The sequence below is a fragment of the Streptomyces vastus genome, assembly GCF_039532825.1.
Taxonomy (GTDB): Bacteria; Actinomycetota; Actinomycetes; order Streptomycetales; family Streptomycetaceae; genus Streptomyces; species Streptomyces vastus.
This window is the reverse complement of record NZ_BAAASJ010000021.1, coordinates 71,651-89,181: the sequence shown is the minus strand read 5'-3', so window position 1 is coordinate 89,181 and position 17,531 is coordinate 71,651. Positions and strand designations below refer to the sequence as shown.

Below are 17,531 nucleotides of genomic sequence, written 5' to 3'. Positions count from 1 at the left end.
TCACTCGCCGCGGTCGGCGGCGACCGTGCCCCGCGGCGACGCACTCAGGTGCTCGCCGATCTTCTTCACGAGCAGGTTCATCTGGTACGCCACCACGCCGACGTCCGCGCCTTGGTGGGTGAGCACGGCGAGATGGGCGCCGGTTCCGGCGGCGGTGATGATCAGGTAGCCGTTGCGCATCTCGATGAGCGCCTGGCGTACGGGGCCGCCGCGGAAGTCCATGCTGACGCCCTTGCTGAGGCTCACAAGGCCGGAGGCGGTCGCCGCCAGCCGCTCGGCGTCGTCGCGCAGGAACGCCGTGGACCTGCTGACGACCAGTCCGTCGTCGGAGAGCACGACGGCGTGGTTCACCTCGGCGACCCGGTCCACCAGTCCGGTGAGCAGCTGGTCGAGCTGGCTGTGCGTGGCGGGGATGGGGCGTGTCATTTCTGTGTCCTTCATGAGCGGTCTGCCGGTGGAGTCGAGGTGACGGTTTTTCCGGGGACGGGGACCTGCGTACCTGGGCTCGCGGGTGGGGCTTCCTCTCCTCCGTTTCCTAGTTCGTTTCCTCCTTCGTTGTACGTCCACTCCTCACCCTCGTCACGGGCCCGAAGCGTTCCGCGCTGGAAACCGGACAGCGAGGAGGCCGCGCGCTCCGCGTCGAAGTCCTCCAACGGGTCGTCAGCCCGGGCAGGCACGGAGTCCTCTCGCAACTCGGTGGCGAGGCTGGTCTGCGGTACGCGGCGCGGCAGCGGAGCGAGGCCGCTGCGCTGGCTGGAACCCCGGCCGGACGCGGGCCCGGGGCCTGACCCGGACCCCGGCCCGGACTCTGGCCCGGACCCCGGCCCGGACCCCGGCCCGGACCCCGGCCCGGACTCTGGCCCGGACCCCGGCCCGGACTCTGGCCCGGACCCCGGCCCGGACCCGGACGGGGCCCCGGGCCTGGATGACGCCGGGCCGGGTCCGGAGCCTGACCCTGAACCGAACGCGGACCCGAACGCGGACCCGAACGCGGACCCGGACCCCGGCCCGGACCCGGACCCCGGCCCGGACCCGGACCCCGGCCCGGACCCGGACCCCGGCCCGGACCCGGACGGGGCCCCGGGTCTGGATGCAGACCCGGACGCCGGGCCTGACCTGGAGCCTGACCCTGAACCGAACGCGGACCCCGACCCTGAACCGAACGCGGACCCCGACCCTGAACCGAACGCGGACCCCGACCCTGAACCGAACGCGGACCCCGACCCTGAACCGAACGCGGACCCCGGGCCTGACCTGGACGCGGACCCCGGGCCGGGCCCGGACGTCGACGCCGGTCCGGACGCGGACGTCGACGCCGGTCCGGACGCGGACGCGGACACAGACTCGGACGCGGATCCGGCGGAACCGGACCCCGGGCCGGATGCGGATCCGGTCGTATCGGCCGTCCTTGGCCGGGTCGCGGGCCGGGTCACGTGGCTGCGTGCGTGGCTGTGCCGGTCAGGGCGCTGCGTATCGGCCGAGCCTGGTCCGACCGACCTCGGTCTGGTCGAGGCCGGTCCGGGCGAGGCCGGTCCGGACATGTCGGACGAGGTTTCCGCGAGGGCCGCGAGCGGCTTGGCGGACTCCTGGGGCTCCTGGGGCTCTTGGGGCCCCGGGGGCGTCCGGGGTTTATGGCCCCCTTGGGCCGGGACGTCCGCTTCGCCCGCCGGAGCGTACGCCGAGTCCGAGCCTGCGGCATCCGTATCGGCCGTGGGGCCCTCCCGCACCACGATGTCGTGCGGCACCAGCACGATCGCCGTTGTCCCGCCGTACGGAGACGACCGCAGCGTGACGGCGATGCCGTGCCGCGTGGCGAGCCGGGCGATCACGAACATGCCGAGCCGGAGATCGTCGGCCAGCGCCACCACGTCGAACTGCGGCTTCACCGCCAGCTGGGCGTTGAACGCCGCGTAGTCGTCCTCCGACATCCCGAGACCGCGGTCCTCGACCTCGATGGCCAGGCCCTTGGCCACCATCGCGGCCCGTACCCCGACCGGGCTGGGAGCGGGCGAGTAAGCGGTCGCGTTGTCGATGAGTTCGGCCAGCAGATGGATGACGTCCGCCACCGCGGGCGGAGCGAGGGACACCTCCTCGTCGGTGTGCACCTCCACCCGCTGGTACTCCGCGACCTCGCCGACGGCGCTGCGCAGGATGTCGATCAGCGCGACCGGCTCGGCCCAGCTGCGGCCCGGCCGCTCGCCGCTGATGATGACGAGGTTCTCCTCGTAGCGGCGGAGCTGGCTCGCGTTGGAGTCGAGTTCGTACAGGCCCTTGAGGATGTGCGGGTCCTGGTGCTCGCGTTCCAGCGAATCGAGCTTGCTGAGCTGGAGATTGACCAGGTTCTGGCTCTGCCGGGCGATCCCCAGGATCACCTTCTGGAAGCCGCGCCGGGTGTCGGCGAGCTCCACCGCGGTGTGGACGGCCGTGCGCTGGGCGGTGTTGAAAGCCTGCGCCACCTGGCCGAGTTCGTCCCGGCCGTAGTCCAGCGGGGGCGCGGCGGAGTCCGCGTCCACCTTCTCGCCCCGGTCGAGCCGTGCGACCACGTCGGGCAGCCGCTCCTGAGCGAGGCTGAGGGTGGCCATCCGCAGCCCGCGCAGCCGCCGGAACAGGGAGCGGGTGATGCGCCAGGACAGTACGACGCACAGCAGCAGGGCGACGAGTCCGCCGGCGCTCAGCGCGGCGGCCTTGACCAGCAGTGCATGGGCGTCGTCACTGCTGCGGTCGAGCAGTGCCGTGGTCTGCCGCTGGATCAGATCCGGGTACTGGACCGTGAGTTGGCCCATCGCGTTGTTCCACTGGTCCCGCGCGTCCGGCAGGTTGATCTTCCGGGTGTCGCCGCGGCCCGTCGCAGGTGCCTGGAGCACCTGGGTCTCGACGGCCTCCAGGTCCTTCCAGGCGGCCCCCTGGAGGATGCGCTCGGTCTGTGTCTTCGCCGTGCCGCTCACGGAGTGGACGATCTGGTCCTCGACGAGCCAGCGCCGGGCGTTCACCAACTGGACGAAGGCGGCGTGCGACTCCTCGTCCAGCCTGCCGGACGGCCAGGCCAGGGTGAGCAGGGTGTTCTCCTGGGAGACCAGTTCCGCGGCGTGTTCCAGCGCGACGAGCGGTTCGGCCTGCGAGGTGAGGTCACCGTCGTCGACCTTGGAGAGCTCCTGGAAGGCGTGTATCTGGTCGTCGATGATCGCGGTGTACTGGTCCAGTGACTGCCGGGCGATGTCGGTGCGGCCGTCGACCTGGTTCCGGTAGAACTCCAGGCTGCCCGCGGCGGCGATGACGGAGTACAGCCGGTTCCCTATCCGTTCGGGCGCCTTGTCGATCACATCCGACCGGCCGATCAGTTTGGCGACCTGTGCGTCCGTACGTTCCCGCTGCTTGTCCAGCAGGGCCCTGGAGCTGCCGGGAGTGGCCAGCCAGGCAGCCGACAGGCTCCGCTCCCGCTGCAGCGCGAGCGTCGCGTCGGTGCCCATGGCGCCGGTCGACCTGCTCAGCTCCGTCTGGGCCCGCAGCCGTAGCCCTTCGGAGAACATCTGCGTCGTCGTCACCCCCCACATCGCAGCGAGGGTGACGCTGGGGACCAACGCCAGAAGGATCAGGGAGAGACGTATGGAGCCGAGACGGCGGGGACCTGTCCGTGGAGACATCGTCGTCCTAGGGCGGGAGCGAAGAACTGTGAGCTGTGAGCTATGAGCTATGAGCTGTGAGCGGTATCGGGTAGTGGGGAGGCGAGCGGTGAGACGAAAGCGGTGGGTGGCCGCGTGTCCGACATCACACGACGGGTGCGCAGGATGCTATCCGTACCAGCGTCCGTACGCACCGTGAGAGACCTAAAAGCTTGGTGATGAGGCGGTATGAAAGCCGTGGGTGACCGTCTCCTAACTCATCGTCCGCACCTGTCCGTTGGTGACCGTGGGCTGATCAGTCGGACGGCGTCCGGGCCACGGTTGCGTTCATCGGTGAACGGTCACGTCGACTCGTCGACGACAACTCGTTTCTCAAGCGTGCTGCCTCGTGGGAGCGTGCAGCCATGAGACCCGAAACCAGCACCGACGTTCTGCGCTACTCCGCCTTCACCCCGGAGGGGTTCGGCGATGACGGCGGCAACCCCGCCGGGATCGTTCTGGACGCCGCCGGGCTCGACCCCAGCCGGATGCTGGCCCTCGCCGCCGACGTCGGTTACTCGGAGACGGCGTTCGTCACGGCGCGGGAGGATGCCGAACGCCGCTTTCGGGTGCGGTACTTCAGCCCTCTCGTCGAGGTTCCGTTCTGTGGGCACGCCACCGTGGCGACCGCCGTGGCGCTCGCCGAGCGGAACGGGCCCGGGGAGTTCGTCTTCGATACCCCGGCCGGAGAGATCCCAGTGTCCACGGCCGCCGACCCCGACGGGACGGTGCGCGCCACCCTCACCAGCGTCCCGACCCGCTCCCGGCCGGCCACCCCGGACGAGACCGCCCCGGCGCTCGCCGTGCTGCGCTGGGCCGAGGGCGACCTGGACCCGGAACTGCCGCCGCACGTGGCCTTCGGCGGGGCCGAGCACCTCGTGCTCGCCGTCGCCTCCCGCGCCAGGCTGGCGGATCTCGCGTACGACTTCGACGGCCTCGCCGACGTGATGCGACAGCATGGCTGGACCACGCTCCAACTGGTCTGGCGCGAGAAGGACGACCTCTTCCACGCCCGCGACCCCTTCCCGGTCGGGGGCGTGGAAGAGGACCCCGCGACGGGAGCGGCAGCCGCCGCCTTCGGCGGCTATCTGCGCACCCTCGGCCTGGTCCGCGAGCCGATGACCCTCACGCTCCGCCAGGGCGAGGACATGGGCCGCCCCAGCGAACTGCTCGTGGACGTCGACCCGACGGATCCACGGGTACGGGTCACCGGCCGGGCGCGCCCGATCGGTGACCCGCGCTAGGCGCTCCGCGCGGAGCGCGGTACCAAAAGGTGCGGGCCGTCCGAGGCTGGGCGCTCCCCACGCTCGGCTTCTCCCCCACCCTCGGCTTCGCTCGAGCGGGGGACCCCCATGAGCGGGGGACCCCCATCGCGGCGGAGTCGTACATTGATACAGCCCCGCGCCCCTGACGGGGCGCGGTACAGCGCCGGACTCCGCTCAGCGGAGCTGAAGGCCTACCCATGAAGACGTACTACGGCAGTCCCCACGGCTCGCCCGGCTCGCTCAAGGCCACCGGAGCGATGTCGAGTTCGGGGCGTTCACCGGCGTACAACAGCACCTCCCGGCCCTTGGCCAGCTCGATCACCAGGGTGCCGTCGTCCGTCGTATGCGTGCGCGCCCGGCTGCCGTCGTCGAGCACCGCGGTCACCGGCCCGCCCGTCAGACCGTGCCGGATCTCGAGCCGCTCACCCGCCAGGCTCCGTACGCGTACGAAACGGGTGACCCCGCCCCTGCGAACCGCGCTGACCAGGAAGGCCCCCTGCGTGCGGAAGTCGTGCAGCGTGACATCGGCCCAGGAATCCGGAACGGCAGGGAAGATCCGTACGACACCGCCCCAGCTCTGGCAGAGCATGTCGTGCAGCGACTGCGACGCCGACAGCGGTGTCTCGATGACCGGACCGGCCTCGGTGTAGTGGGTGTTGGCCCGGCACGGATACCGCGTGCTGGGGTCGAAGAACTTCTTCAGATACTCCAGCGCCGTGGAGCCGCGGCCCATCATCGCGTACATCGACGCGGCGCCCGTATAGCTGTAGCCGCGGTGGGATCCGGTCACCGCGTGCCAGTGGACGACCGACTTCTCGATCAGCTCGCGCTGCTCCGGCTGCTCCCAGTTCACGAGATACAGCGGGTACACCATCAGCAGGTGCGAGTAGTGGCGGTGGGACTGGGCGTACGGGGTGTCCGCACCGATCATGAAGCCGTTCTCGTCCACCGGATACGGCGTCAGCTTCGCCAGCACCTCCTGCCAGCGCGGCTTCAGCGGGTCGTCGACCCCCAGCCGCTCGGCTGCCTCCAGGAGCGTGGTGCAGCCCCAGCGGATCAGCGCCAGATCGTAGTTGGTGTCCTTCGGCGGTACGACGGGATACTCCGGCGACAGCGTCGACGGCAGGTGCAGCTTGCCGTCGCTGTCCGGCTGGAGGAAGTGCAGGTAGTAGTTGATCGAGCGGCGCAGCAGCGGGAACACCGTGTCGCGCAGCAACGAATCGTCCATGGTGTGGCGGTAGCTCAGCCACACGTTGTGCAGCGCCCAGGTCAGATTGCCCGACTCACCGCCGCTGCCCGGGGTGGGGGCGCTGCGGTTGGCGAACATGTCGGAGCTGCGGCCGACTCCGGCGCTGTCCGAGCGGTACGCGGCCGGCACGTTCGCGATCAATTGTTGCTGGTTCTGCCTCAGGGTGGTGGCGAGCGAGTCGAGTTCCAGGTGGTTGGAGCCGTGGATGAGCCAGTACTCCAGCTGCACGTTGAGGTTCCACCACACGGCGGGCCAGGGCGTGGGCTCCAGCCAGGGCCCGCAGGTGGCCATCACCGGGCCGTCGGCGCGGCTGGCGGACGCGACCTTGTAGAGCTGGATCCAGTGGAAACTCTGCAGCCGCTCGTCGGGGATCGAGACGAAGCTCTTGCGGTAGAAGGCGTGCCACCAGCGGGTGTGGAGCGCGCGGAGCACGCCGTACGGGGCGGCGCGCTGGACCTTCCGCAGCGAGACCTCCCCGGCGCGGGTGTCGGAGGGGTGGCTGTGGGCGACGCCGAGCAGGAGTGTGTCGCCCGAGCGGCGGTAGGCCGTCGCCGTCTGGCCGCCGCCGATCAGCGGCTGGAGTACCTGCTCGATGTCGCCCGAAGTCCGGGTGGTCCAGGGCGGGTTGGCGACGTACCCGGCCGGCGGTGCCTCGCTGATCTTCCGAGGGCTGACGGCGTCCTCGGGATGGAACGTCCAGCGCACCTCCTCGTCGCCGTCGGGAGTCACGCGCGCGGCGAAGATGCCGTCATGGATGAAGGCGGAGAGGGTCAGGGTGCCCTTGTCGGTGCTGATCGTGCCGGTGAGCTCGGCGTTCCACAGACTTAAGCGCCAGTCGACCGCACTGATGGTGCCGACCGGGTCGAGCGTCAGATGCCCGACGGGCAGCCGGCACGTCCCCCAGCCACTCCCGAACTCGGGCCGGTGGTCCTGCACTTCACCGTGCTGCACGGTGAAGCGAATGCTGTTCGCCCCCGGCTCCCGGTACACCATGCTGCCCAGCCGCCCGTCCCCCAGAAACGGCCCTTCGTGCCACAGCGCGGGCAGCCTGCGCCACACCAGATCCTGCTTGCGCAGGAAGTCGGCCCACGCACCGTCCGACTCCATACGGTTACGCAGCTTCCAGCGACCGCGGCCGGGGCCATCGCCGGCCCCGGCGGCGAGGTCTTCGGCTTCGGTGGCCCGGGAGGGAAGAGCCTCGGCGACTCCTGGCAGGGCGGCAAGCGTCGTACCGCCCAGCGCCGAGCCGAGCACTGCTCTGCGAGAGGTCATGCGGGTGCCTCCAAGAGTGACAACAGTGAGGGGTGGTGGGGGTCGGCGTCAGGCCCAGCCGGCCGGGTCGGCCAGGGCGTACGTCGAGGCGATCCGGTGGCTGTCGTGCAGCACCGTCAGCGTGCGCGGGCCGCTGGGCGTGCCGTCGCGCCAGGCGGTGCAGTAGATCCCGTTGGACCAGCGGATCGTCCTTGAGGTGGACGGCAGTACGGTGACGCCGGTCCGGCTCACCGTCTTCGTGCCGTTCAGCCACACCTCGAAGGCGCCCTGGCCGTCGCCCGCGAGCTTCAGCCGGGTGACGATCCTGATCCAGGTGCCCCGCAGGCCACTGATCGACCCGGCCGTCCCCTTGATGCCGCCGGAGCCGCCGAACTGGATCGTGGACCCGATGACGAACATCAACAGCCAGGGTCCTTCGGGGGCTTCGGGCGACCACTGCTGGAAGGTGACGTTCTGGTCGTGGAACGTCCAGTCGGACGCGAGGCGGATCGCCTGGCCGTAGTACCGGTCCTCACCGACGCTCTGCGCGCCGCGCTTGATCACTTCGGAGTGGTAGCCCCCGGTCTCGTCGATGTACGTCTGTGTCGCCGCGAGAGCGTGCGCGCCTTTGTACGTGGGCGAGTCGGCGGTCTCGATCACGCCGTCCTTCTGTGTGTAGGCGTGGTCCCAGCCCTCGACGCTGCCACGGTTCTGGAAGTACACCTCGTCGGCGGCGTCCGCCCGTCCCGGCAGGAGCGCGGCGGTGGCACCGGCGAGGCCGAGTCCGCCGATCGCGGTGAGTGCCCTTCGTCTCCGCACGGCTCACCGCGTCCAGTACGTGATGTTGCGGAAGCGTGCCTCGGCGCGACCGCTGCCGTGGTGGTAGACGCCGTTCTTGAAGTGGCGGGTGGCCGGGCCGCGGTCCTCGGTCGTCAGCACCAGCTCGTCGTCGAAATAAACCTTGACGCTGCGGCTGGAGGCGTTGTGCTCCAGCTTGACGTTGAACCAGGTGTTGTACGCGTTGGTCTTCAGGACCGTACGGTCGTACGCCCGCACCGTGCCGCCGCTCGCGCTGTACGCGTTGAGCATGAAGTCCGTGGCGGGGGTGCCCTCGGGGTGGATCACCCGGAGGATCTGCACAAAGGTCGCGCCGTTCGTACCGGACGGGAGATACACGTCGGCGTCCCACATGTGCTGCCCGGACGTGTACTCCTGCCTCCAGCGCATCTCGGTGCGCGGGTCCGTGGAACTGCCCTGCGACATGGGCTCGTCGGTGTCGTACACCCACATCCGGTGGACGCCACCGCTGTTGCTGTAACGCTCGCTCAGACTGAGATTCCACGGTTTCTGCATGCCGTAGGTGAACGAGGTCTTCTGCCAGCCGTCCGTGGGAGACGCGGCCACGGCGGAGGACACCGACGGGGTCATAGCCCAGGCGGCGCCCCCCGCGAGTAAGCCTCCGGCGGCAAGAACCGAACGTCTCGACGGGCTACGTCTTGATGGGTTCATGTCACTCCCTCAGCGAAAGCATTCATCGGAGCTATCTCTCGACGCAACGTAGAAGCTGGCGCAGAAGCGCGTCAACATGTCGGACGTGTCGAGGATAGATCCGATGTACTGGTCGCTAGGTCTGGACCTTACTCAGCGGGCGTGGTACTGAGTGATACGTGAAGGGAGGACCTTTCACCAGGTGACGGGGAGGGCGCGGACGCCGTGGACGGAGCTGGCCCGGAGCGCGAAGTCCTCGGGTGGGGCGGTCAGTTGCAGCCCGGGGAGCCGGCGGAACAGGGCCGGGAGGCCGATCTGGAGTTCCGCGCGGGCCAGGGACTGGCCGATGCACTGGTGGAGGCCGTGGCCGAAGGCCAGATGACCGCTCGTGTCGCGCCGGATGTCCAGCTCGTCGGGATCGGCGAAGACGGACGCGTCGCGGTCGGCGGCCTGCAGGGCCACGACCACGCCCTCCCCGGCCCGGATCCGGACCCCGGCCACCTCCACGTCCTCGGTCGCGATCCGCCGCAGCCCGGAGTGCACCACGGTCAGATACCGCAGCAGCTCCTCCACCGCGCCCGGCCACGCCTCCGGGTCCGCGCGCAGGGCGGCCAACTGCTCGGGGTGGCGCAGCAACACGACCACGGCCAGCGGGAACATGTTCGCCGTCGTCTCGTGCCCCGCCACGAGCAGCAGCGAGGCGAGCCCGACCGCCTCCGCCTCCGTGGCCTCACCGGTCGCCACCCGCTCGGTCGCGAGGCGCGAGACCAGATCGTCGGCGGGCTCCTTCATCCGCAGGGCCAGCAGTTCACCGAGGTAGGCGTGCAGGGCCTTGCGCGCCGCCAGCATCTCCTCCGGGCCCGAGGCGAGGCTGCTGATCGACTTCGACTGCCGCTGGAAGAAGTCATGGTCCTCGTACGGCACCCCGAGCAGCTCGCAGATCACGAGGGAGGGCAGCGGGAGGGCGTACGACTCGACGAGATCGGCGCCGGTGGCGGCGTCGGACCGTCATCGCGTCGATCAGTTCCTCGCAGATCCGGCCGATCGCGGGCCGCAGTTGCTCGATGCGCCGGAAGGTGAAGGCGGGGATCAGCATCCGGCGCAGCCGGGTGTGGTCGGGCGGATCCATCATGAAGAACTGGCCCGGCGCACGCGGCGGCGCCTGCGGCCGCATCCCCGGGAAACCGGCCAGCGTCGCGTCCGCGCTGAAGCGCGGATCGGCGAGCACCGCGCGGGCGTCCTCGTGACGGGTGATCAGCCAAGGGCTGTTCTCGCCCCAGATCGTCACCCGCTGAACGTGCTCCTCAGCACGCCACTTGGCGTACTCGGGCGGGGGATCGAGGAGCGGACGGTCCGTGGGCAGGGCCGGGTGCGTGGGGGAGGTCATTCGGCGTGCCCTTCTTCCTTCTCTTCCTCTTCCGGAAGTCCCTCTTGCTCAAGTCCCGCGAGCCGCAGCAGCAGCGGCTTGACGTCCGTGGCCGCGAACTCCGTACGCGCGGGACCCGGCTCCGAACACAGCAGTACGGGCCCGTGGTCCGGATCCTCCGGCAGCCGGCCGTGGCTGCCGCGCACCCCCGACGGATCCAGCGGGACGGTCTGTATCCGGTAGCGGAACCCGAGCTTCTTCCGGGCGATCTGACCCACGGCCTTCAACTTCACCGCCGGGACTGTCTCGTCGTACAGCAGCTCGGCGGGGTCGTAGCCGGGCTTGCGATGGATCTCCACCTGGCGGGCGAAGTCCGGGGCGCGCTCATCGTCCAGCCAGTAGTAGTACGTGAACCAGGCATCGGACTCGGCGAGGGCGACCAGCTCGCCGGAGCGCTCGTGATCGAGGCCGTAGGCCGCCTTGCCCTCGGCGTCCAGCACCCGCTCCACACCGCCGAGTTCGCCGACGATCTTCGCGACGGCCGCGGTGTCGGCCGGGTCCCGCACGTACACATGCGCCACCTGGTGATCGGCGACGGCGAACGCGCGGGAGGTCCAGGGGTCCAGGTACTCCATGCCGTCCTGCGTGTACACGTCCAGCAGTCCGGCACGGCGCAGGGTGCGGTTGATGTCGACGGGGCGGGAGACCGGGGTGATGCCGTACTCGCTGAGCGCCACGACGGTGGCGCCTTCGGCGAGGAAGTGGTCGATCAACGGGCGGAGCGCCTCGTCGAGTTGGCGGGCGGCGCGGGCGGTGGCGGGGGAGTCCGGGCCGGAGCGCTGGGGCTCGTAGTCCATCTGCGGGATGTAGACCAGGGTCAGGTCCGGGCGGTGCTCGTCGAAGACCTGCCGGGCGGCGCCGAGGATCCACTGGGTGGAGGGCATGCCTGCGTTCGGCCCCCAGTAGGTGAACAGGGGGAACGGGCCGAGCCGGTCGGTGAGTTCGTCGTGCAGGGAGGGCGGCCAGGTGTAGCAGTCGGGTTCCTTGCGGCCGTCGGAGTAGTAGACGGGCCGCGGAGTGACGGTGAAGTCGACGTCCGCCCCCATCGCGTACCACCAGCAGATGTTCGCGACCTTGTAGTTGGGGTCGCTCTTCCTGGCCGTCTCCCAGATCTTCTCGCCGCCGACGAGCGCGTTGTGCTGCCGCCACAGCAGGACTTCGCCGAGGTCGCGGAAGTACCAGCCGTTGGCGACCGCGCCGTGGGTGCTCGGCGGTTCCCCGGTGAGGAACGTGGACTGGGCGGTGCAGGTCACCGCGGGCAGGGTGGTCCCGAGCGTGGCCTGGAACCCACGTTCACCGAGGGCGGCGACGGCGGGCATATGGCGCAGCAGCGTCGGGGTGAGCCCCACGATGTCGAGCACGACGAGCCGGTCGGTCATGACGTTTCCTCCTTCAGGCCGAGCCCCGTCAACCGGTCTCTGGCCCAGGCGAGTTCGGCGGCGATGCCCCCGGCCAGGTCGGCGGGCGGCCGAGGCAGCACGGACCAGGTGTAGGTCTCCACCTCTATGTGGTCACAGTCGGCGACCGGACCACCGAGCAGTTCGGAGAGTACGGCGGTGAGCTGTGGCGCGGTCGTACGGAGCGGGGCTTCGGGCTCGGCATGCAACGGGGCATGGAAGTGCACCCGCCAGGCGCCTCGGTCGGAGTTCGGTGACGACATCGCGGGCCGGCCACAGGCCGATGCCGAGCCGCTCCCGTACGGGTTCGGCGTACGCGGCGAGCTGCGCGAGCACCCCGTCCAGGTCCTCCGCCTGATGGACGTTGCTGCAGTACGCGAGGTGGATGGGTGTCCCGTCGGGATGGCGCAGGCGCATCGCCCGCTCACTCTCCGCCGCGCTTGATGGAGTTGCCCTGATGGGTCGCGGATTCGTCGGGCTTCGGCTCGTCCAGGACCGGGTCGAGGTCCAGCCGGCCGCTCTGCCCGTAGAAGGCGACCGGGTTGCGCCACAACACCCGGTCGACCTCGTCCACTGCGAACCCGGCGGCCAGCATCGACAGACCGGTCTTGCGGGTCTTCAGCGGATCGCTGCGCCCCCAGTCCGCCGCCGAGTTGACCATCACCCGCTCGGTCCCGTGCTCCTGGAGGATCCCTACCATCCGCTCCTCGCTCATCTTCGTCTTCGGATAGACCGAGAACCCGGCCCAGCAGCCGCTGTCGAGGACCATGCCGACGGTGAGTTCATTGAGATGGTCGAGCACGACCAGCTCGGGGGCGATCCCCGACTCCCGTACGACATCCAGAGTCCGCCGTGTGCCCGCCGCCTTGTCGCGGTGCGGGGTGTGGACGAGGGCCGGGAGTTCGTGCTCGATGGCGAGCTGGAGCTGGCGGGCCAGGGCCTCGTCCTCCTCCTTGGTCATCGAGTCGTAGCCGATCTCGCCGACGGCGACGACCCGGTCCTTGGCGAGATAGCGCGGCAGCTCGTCCAGTACCGGCATGCAGCGCGGATCGTTGGCTTCCTTCGGGTTGAGGGCGATCGTGCAGAAGTGCTGGATGCCGAACTGCCCGGCGCGGTACGGCTCCCAGCCGAGCAGCGAGTCGAAGTAGTCGTAGAAGCTCTCGGGCGAGGTACGGGGCTGGCCCAGCCAGAAGGCCGGTTCGACGAGGGCGCGCACCCCGGCGGCGTACATGGCCTCGTAGTCGTCGGTCGTACGCGACGTCATGTGGATGTGGGGATCGAAGATGCGCATGATCAGGGGACTCCATCGAGGGCGGCGGGCGCGAAGGCTCGGATGACGGAAGTGGTGTCCTCGGGCACGCCACGTCCGGCCGCGATCCGCTCGCGTGCGAAGTCGGCCGGCATCCGGGCGAGTTCGGTGTCGGCCCGCTTGCCGAGTCCGGCGACACGGTCGAGCGGGATCTCGTGGAACACGCACTTCAGGACGGCCTGCCGGTACTCGTCGTCCGGCAGGTGTCTCGCGGCGTACGGCCCGAGGGCGGCCTCGTCGACGGTCCAGTGGTCGTCGATCCTGGCCCGGCCGCAGCGGCGGCGGACGGCGGGGAAGGGGACGCCGATGGCCGTGGGATCGGCGGGGACGCGGTCGACGGAGGTGTCGAGCCGGGCGCGGGCCCCGGGTTCGAGCACTGAACGGGTTTCAGGTATGCCGGAGATCATGGTCGCGCTCTCTGTGCTGCTTGCGCTTCTTGTACTTCCTCTTGTGCCTTCTGCTCTCTCTGCTCCTTCTGAACCGTCGGTGCTTCGAGTGCCGTCCGTCGGAGGAACTCGATGGAGCGTCGGGCGACTTCGGCGGCGTCGAGCGAGCCGCCCTGGATCTCGACGGAGACCAGCCCCTGATGCCCGAGTCCACCGAGGGCGGCCAGCACCGGGACGAAGTCGATCTCGCCTTCACCGAATTCGAGATGCTGGTGGACACCGCGCCGCATGTCCTCGATCTGCACGTTCAGCAGCTGGGGTGCGGCCAGTTGTACGCACTCCAGCAGCGGGATCTCCTCGACGCAGTGCGCGTGCCCGATGTCCAGCGTGATCCCGTACAGCTCATGCCCGCCGAGCCGTTTCCCGAGTTCCAGGCACCGCCCCACGGTGTCGACGAACATGTACGGCTCCGGCTCGAAGGCGAGGGTTACGCCATTGGCCTCCGCCGTCTGCAGCACGGTCTCCATACCTGCCGTGAGCCGCTTCCACGCGTCCTCCTCCGGCAGTCCCTTCGGCGCGGCGCCACTGCACAGATGGACGGTGGGCGAACCCAGGTCGGCCGCGATCCAGATCGCCCGCCGCAGCAGATCGACGCGCCGCTGCGCCCCCTCCGACATCAGCGTCGGCTCGTGCTTGCCCCACGGGTCGAGTAAATAGGGCGCCCCCGTCTCGACCGTGACGCTGAGCCCGTACCACGCCAACTCCCCAGCGAGCGCGTTGACTTGGCGCGGAAGGTCCTCGGCGTACGGATCGAGGTGGCCGTGGTCGAGGGTCAGGGCCACCCCGTCGTAGCCGAGGTCGGAGAGCACGGCGAGCGCATCGCTCAGGCGGTGGTTGGTGAAACCGTTGGTGCCGTAGCCGAATCGCAGATCCATGAGTGGCTGTCCTCGGGTTGCTTTGAGGTCGCTCTTCGGGTCAGGTCGGTGACACGCGCCGGGCCAGCCGCCGTGCCAGCGGATGCACGGCCCCCAGCGCGGCCGCCGCCACCGGCGACCCGCCCCGAGCGGTCAACGCCGTCTGCAACGGCACCAGCCCTAGAATCCCGGCCCCCACGGCCCGCCGTACGTTCTCCCCGGACGGCTCCCGTACGGCCTTGACCTGTGCCAGTCCGTACGTGCCGAGGTAGCCGAGCGCTCCGGCGGCGGCGACCGCGGCGGTACGCGCGTCAGGGTGCCGCCCCGGTCCGGAGGGTGCCGTGCCCGCTGCCGCCAGCGCTGTCGCGGCCGACACTCCGAGCGTGGCCGCGGGCAGCCGCGCCGGGGCGCCGGAGATCTCGTGCCGGCTGAGGGCGGTGAGCGTGTACGTGTGCAGCCCGACCAGGGCCGCGGGCACGAGCCCACGCCGCCCGGACTTCGCCCCGCCGGCTGCGACCGCGCCCGCGAGCACGTCCAGGGCCCGTGCCCCGGCCATCGCGGCGGGACCGGCCTTCGTCGACTTCAGCTTGAGGTCGTATGCCCAGACCAGCCCCGTCAGCGGCAGCGCGACACCGAGGCCGCGGCGACCGCCGGAGAGGGCCGCGAGTCCGAGCCCCGCGGCGGTCAGTCCGCCGGCCAGGGAGAGGGCCGTACGACGTGGGACTCGGCCGGAGGGGACGGGGCGCTGGGGGCGTTCGACGGCGTCGATGGTGGCGTCGGCGTAGTCGTTGAGGGCCATCCCGGCCCAGTAGAGGCAGACGGAGGAGGCCATCGTGCCGACCGTGCGCGGTCCCAGTGGGCGCCCCGCGGCGGCGGCCCCCGCGAGTATGTCGCCGGGCACACTCAGGGCGGCCGGGGCGCGTACGAGACTTGCCAGGCCAGCGAGGCGTACGGGCCGGGATCCGAAGCGGACGTCCGCTTTCCGGTCGTTCATGACAGCAAGTTACACGCGCTGCTTGAACATTCATTCTTGAGCTTTGTGGGAATTCTGTGATGAATGTGGCAACGGGTGGATGTTTCCGTCTGTGCGCTGAGTGTGTCCATAGCTGAATTGGCCATCCATCCACCTTATTGACTTCCGGTTCAGTGAACCAGAGTATTTCCGGGGTGACCCACACCGAGCACCCGTACGCCGGCGGTCCGGCCCCCCTCCCTCCCGACCTGGACGAGGCCGTCCACCGCTGTCTCGTCGCCGGATTCGACGGCACCACGACCGTCCCCGACACCCTGAAGCGGCTCATCGACCGCGGCCTCGGCGGCGTCATCCTGTTCACCCGCAATGTGCGCGACGCGGAACAGGTCCGCGAACTCACGGACACGCTGCGCGGCATCCGCCCCGATCTGCTCGTGGCCATCGACAACGAGGGCGGCGGCATCGGACACCTGGTGAGCGCGGGCGCACCGGAAGTCCCCGGCTCCTTCGCCCTGGGCGTCGTGGACGACACCCGGCTCACCGCCCGCTGCGCCGACGCCCTGGCCGGACACCTGGCCTCCCTCGGCATCACGGCCTCGTACGCCCCTGTCGCCGACCTCCAGCACCATCCCCTGAACCCGATCGTGCGCACCCGCTCCTTCGGCGCCGACCCCCAGCTGGTCTCCCGGCATCTGCGCGCCTGGATCACCGCCACCCAGGCACGCGGCGTCGCGTCATGCGCCAAGCACTTCCCCGGCCACGGGGGCACCGTCACCGACAGCCACCACGATGTGGCGGTCGACCCGCGTCCGTACGACGAACTCGACCTCGCCCCCTTCCGGGCCGCGATCGCCGTAGGCGTACCGATGCTGATGAGCGCGCATGTCGTGTTCCCCGCACTGGATCCCGACCGCCCGGCCACACTGAGCCCCCGCATCCTGAGCGGCCTGCTGCGCGACGAGCGACCGCCTCATGACTCGCCTCTATGTGCAGGCCGGCGAGTACCGGCATTCCCGGCTCATGTGCGGTCGCGGTCAGGACCTGCTCGACCGCGTCCGCCAGCACGGGACCCTTCAGCGTGGCAAACAGCAGACCCGGCACGTTGCCGCCAAGCGCGGACTTGATGACAGCAGCCTTCTGCAGTCCCGCTGCCGCATCCCCGACGATCTTCGCGACATGCTCATCGAGCAGCCGGGATGCCTCGTCAGCCCCGGCGTCGAGGACCGCCTCGACAGCAGCGAGGGGCATAGCGATCTCACGGAGCTGACGCAGCGCGGTCGCCCGCGCCACCTGGTCAGCGCCGTAGTAGCGGTAGCCCGAGACCGGGTCTACTTCGGCAGGGAGCAGCAGCCCGGAGTCGGCGTAGAACCGCAACGCGCTGGAGGTCAGGCCACTGCGTTGGGCAAAGACCCCGATCGGCATCAGCTCAGAGTTTGGCACCTCGCCATCATTGAGCTTCAACCAACTCGAAGGTCAACATCAACGTGGGGCGTCACCAACCTCATGGCCAGCAACAGCCAGGTCGTCGGGCAGTTCAATCGAAGTCGTCGGAGGTGTGGATGTGCCCCCGCAGTGAGCCCCGGCCGGTCCGCTTCACATCTCCCTCACTCCGTACGGTCAGCGGCTCGGCCGCGGGCATGCGCAGTGCCGGGCCCTCGTCCAGCCCCAGCACCACGGCGACTCCACCGGTCGCGTACTGCTCACTTCGTACGGTACGGACAGCGCGCCACTCGCCCCGCACCTGCACGCGCTGTCCGGGCCGGACCATGACGGCGGCGACCTCTCTGTCGACGGGCTGAGCCACGATGTCCGGCGCTTTGAGCTCCGCCCATACGGTTTTCCCGATCCCGCCCACGCGCTCGTCAACTCCCCAGCGGTGAGCCAACGTCTCCACGAGCAACAGCCCGCGCCCTCCGGTCTCGTCGTCACCGGGCTCCCGCACTTCGGGCCTGCCCGCGCCCGCGTCGCTGACCTCCAGCCGCAGCAGGCCGTCCTCCAGCGATCGCGCGATCCGTACGCCCACCTGTCGATCACTCGGCACAGGTACGCGCAGCGCATTGGTCACCAGCTCCGAGAGCACCAACTCGGCGGTGTCTAGGACGTCTTGGGCCACGCCCCATTCGCCGAGTACGGCATGCAGCGCCGCTCGGGACCTCGGCACACTTCGATGGCAACGGGACAGTCGGAAGGTGACCTCGTTCGAGCCGAAGCTCT

General features: G+C 70.0%; 11 protein-coding genes and 6 pseudogenes. 2 read left to right on the top strand and 15 right to left on the bottom strand.

What is annotated here, in order from left to right:
• Window positions 1-426, bottom strand: coding sequence for a roadblock/LC7 domain-containing protein (locus ABD357_RS09350; RefSeq protein ID WP_344388906.1), 426 nt, complete (start codon window positions 424-426; stop codon window positions 1-3).
• 1,256 nt (window positions 427-1,682) lie between these two features.
• A pseudogene (locus ABD357_RS09345) lies at window positions 1,683-3,641 on the bottom strand (sensor histidine kinase); the annotation flags it as partial.
• Between the two features lie 383 nt (window positions 3,642-4,024).
• Between ABD357_RS09345 and ABD357_RS09340 the strand changes: the two are divergent.
• Window positions 4,025-4,903: a PhzF family phenazine biosynthesis isomerase gene (locus ABD357_RS09340; protein ID WP_344388904.1), complete on the top strand. Its 879-nt coding sequence runs from the start codon at window positions 4,025-4,027 to the stop codon at window positions 4,901-4,903.
• A gap of 229 nt (window positions 4,904-5,132) precedes the next feature.
• Here the strand turns inward: ABD357_RS09340 and ABD357_RS09335 are convergent, their stop codons facing one another.
• From ABD357_RS09335 to ABD357_RS09285, 11 genes and pseudogenes are all read right to left on the bottom strand, one after another.
• Window positions 5,133-7,445 carry a glycosyl hydrolase family 95 catalytic domain-containing protein gene (locus ABD357_RS09335; protein WP_344388903.1) on the bottom strand — a complete coding sequence of 771 codons (2,313 nt, stop codon included), beginning with the start codon at window positions 7,443-7,445 and terminating at the stop codon, window positions 5,133-5,135.
• 48 nt (window positions 7,446-7,493) lie between these two features.
• Window positions 7,494-8,243, bottom strand: a complete 750-nt coding sequence (locus ABD357_RS09330; RefSeq protein ID WP_344388902.1) for a polysaccharide lyase family 20 protein — start codon at window positions 8,241-8,243, stop codon at window positions 7,494-7,496.
• Between the two features lie 3 nt (window positions 8,244-8,246).
• A complete protein-coding gene (locus ABD357_RS09325) occupies window positions 8,247-8,840 on the bottom strand; it encodes a polysaccharide lyase family 7 protein (protein WP_344388901.1) in 594 nt (197 codons plus the stop codon).
• Window positions 8,841-9,107: 267 nt separating this feature from the next.
• Window positions 9,108-10,299 (bottom strand): annotated as a pseudogene (locus tag ABD357_RS44600) (cytochrome P450).
• The gene (locus ABD357_RS09310; RefSeq protein WP_344388898.1) at window positions 10,296-11,717 is read right to left on the bottom strand and encodes an alkaline phosphatase family protein; all 1,422 of its coding nucleotides are present in this window, start codon (window positions 11,715-11,717) and stop codon (window positions 10,296-10,298) included. Before ABD357_RS09310 ends, ABD357_RS44600 begins: the two are co-directional and overlap by 4 nt.
• Window positions 11,714-11,983, bottom strand: a pseudogene (locus ABD357_RS09305) (metabolite traffic protein EboE); the annotation flags it as partial. The gene ABD357_RS09310 and the pseudogene ABD357_RS09305, both read right to left, overlap by 4 nt.
• Window positions 11,982-12,152, bottom strand: a pseudogene (locus ABD357_RS44595) (metabolite traffic protein EboE); the annotation flags it as partial. The pseudogenes ABD357_RS09305 and ABD357_RS44595, both read right to left, overlap by 2 nt.
• A 7-nt stretch (window positions 12,153-12,159) precedes the next feature.
• A complete protein-coding gene (locus tag ABD357_RS09300; RefSeq protein ID WP_344388897.1) occupies window positions 12,160-13,026 on the bottom strand; it encodes a TatD family hydrolase in 867 nt (288 codons plus the stop codon).
• A 2-nt stretch (window positions 13,027-13,028) separates the two neighbouring features.
• Window positions 13,029-13,421, bottom strand: coding sequence for an EboA domain-containing protein (locus ABD357_RS44590; RefSeq protein WP_425584782.1), 393 nt, complete (start codon window positions 13,419-13,421; stop codon window positions 13,029-13,031).
• Window positions 13,422-13,447: 26 nt separating this feature from the next.
• Window positions 13,448-14,365 (bottom strand): sugar phosphate isomerase/epimerase family protein, encoded by a 918-nt coding sequence (locus ABD357_RS09290; RefSeq protein ID WP_344388895.1) that lies wholly within the window; start codon window positions 14,363-14,365, stop codon window positions 13,448-13,450.
• A 40-nt stretch (window positions 14,366-14,405) separates the two neighbouring features.
• A complete protein-coding gene (locus ABD357_RS09285) occupies window positions 14,406-15,338 on the bottom strand; it encodes an SCO3242 family prenyltransferase (protein WP_344388894.1) in 933 nt (310 codons plus the stop codon).
• A 173-nt stretch (window positions 15,339-15,511) separates the two neighbouring features.
• Here ABD357_RS09285 and ABD357_RS09280 point away from each other — a divergent pair.
• Window positions 15,512-16,279, top strand: a pseudogene (locus ABD357_RS09280) (glycoside hydrolase family 3 N-terminal domain-containing protein); the annotation flags it as partial.
• On the opposite strand, the pseudogene ABD357_RS09275 reads toward ABD357_RS09280, so the two are convergent.
• A pseudogene (locus ABD357_RS09275) lies at window positions 16,260-16,757 on the bottom strand (MerR family transcriptional regulator); the annotation flags it as partial. The pseudogenes ABD357_RS09280 and ABD357_RS09275 overlap by 20 nt on opposite strands.
• 94 nt (window positions 16,758-16,851) lie before the next feature.
• Window positions 16,852-17,478 (bottom strand): ATP-binding protein, encoded by a 627-nt coding sequence (locus ABD357_RS09270; RefSeq protein WP_344388893.1) that lies wholly within the window; start codon window positions 17,476-17,478, stop codon window positions 16,852-16,854.
• Between the last annotated feature and the right edge of the window lie 53 nt (window positions 17,479-17,531).

Bases quoted from the DNA above. Each gene is read 5' to 3' on its own strand.
- ABD357_RS09350 (WP_344388906.1), bottom strand. From the start codon at position 426: ATGACACGCCCCATCCCCGCCACGCACAGCCAGCTCGACCAGCTGCTC.
- ABD357_RS09340 (WP_344388904.1), top strand. From the start codon at position 4,025: ATGAGACCCGAAACCAGCACCGACGTTCTGCGCTACTCCGCCTTCACC.
- ABD357_RS09335 (WP_344388903.1), bottom strand. From the start codon at position 7,445: ATGACCTCTCGCAGAGCAGTGCTCGGCTCGGCGCTGGGCGGTACGACG.
- ABD357_RS09310 (WP_344388898.1), bottom strand. From the start codon at position 11,717: ATGACCGACCGGCTCGTCGTGCTCGACATCGTGGGGCTCACCCCGACG.
- ABD357_RS09300 (WP_344388897.1), bottom strand. From the start codon at position 13,026: ATGCGCATCTTCGATCCCCACATCCACATGACGTCGCGTACGACCGAC.
- ABD357_RS09290 (WP_344388895.1), bottom strand. From the start codon at position 14,365: ATGGATCTGCGATTCGGCTACGGCACCAACGGTTTCACCAACCACCGC.
- ABD357_RS09285 (WP_344388894.1), bottom strand. From the start codon at position 15,338: ATGAACGACCGGAAAGCGGACGTCCGCTTCGGATCCCGGCCCGTACGC.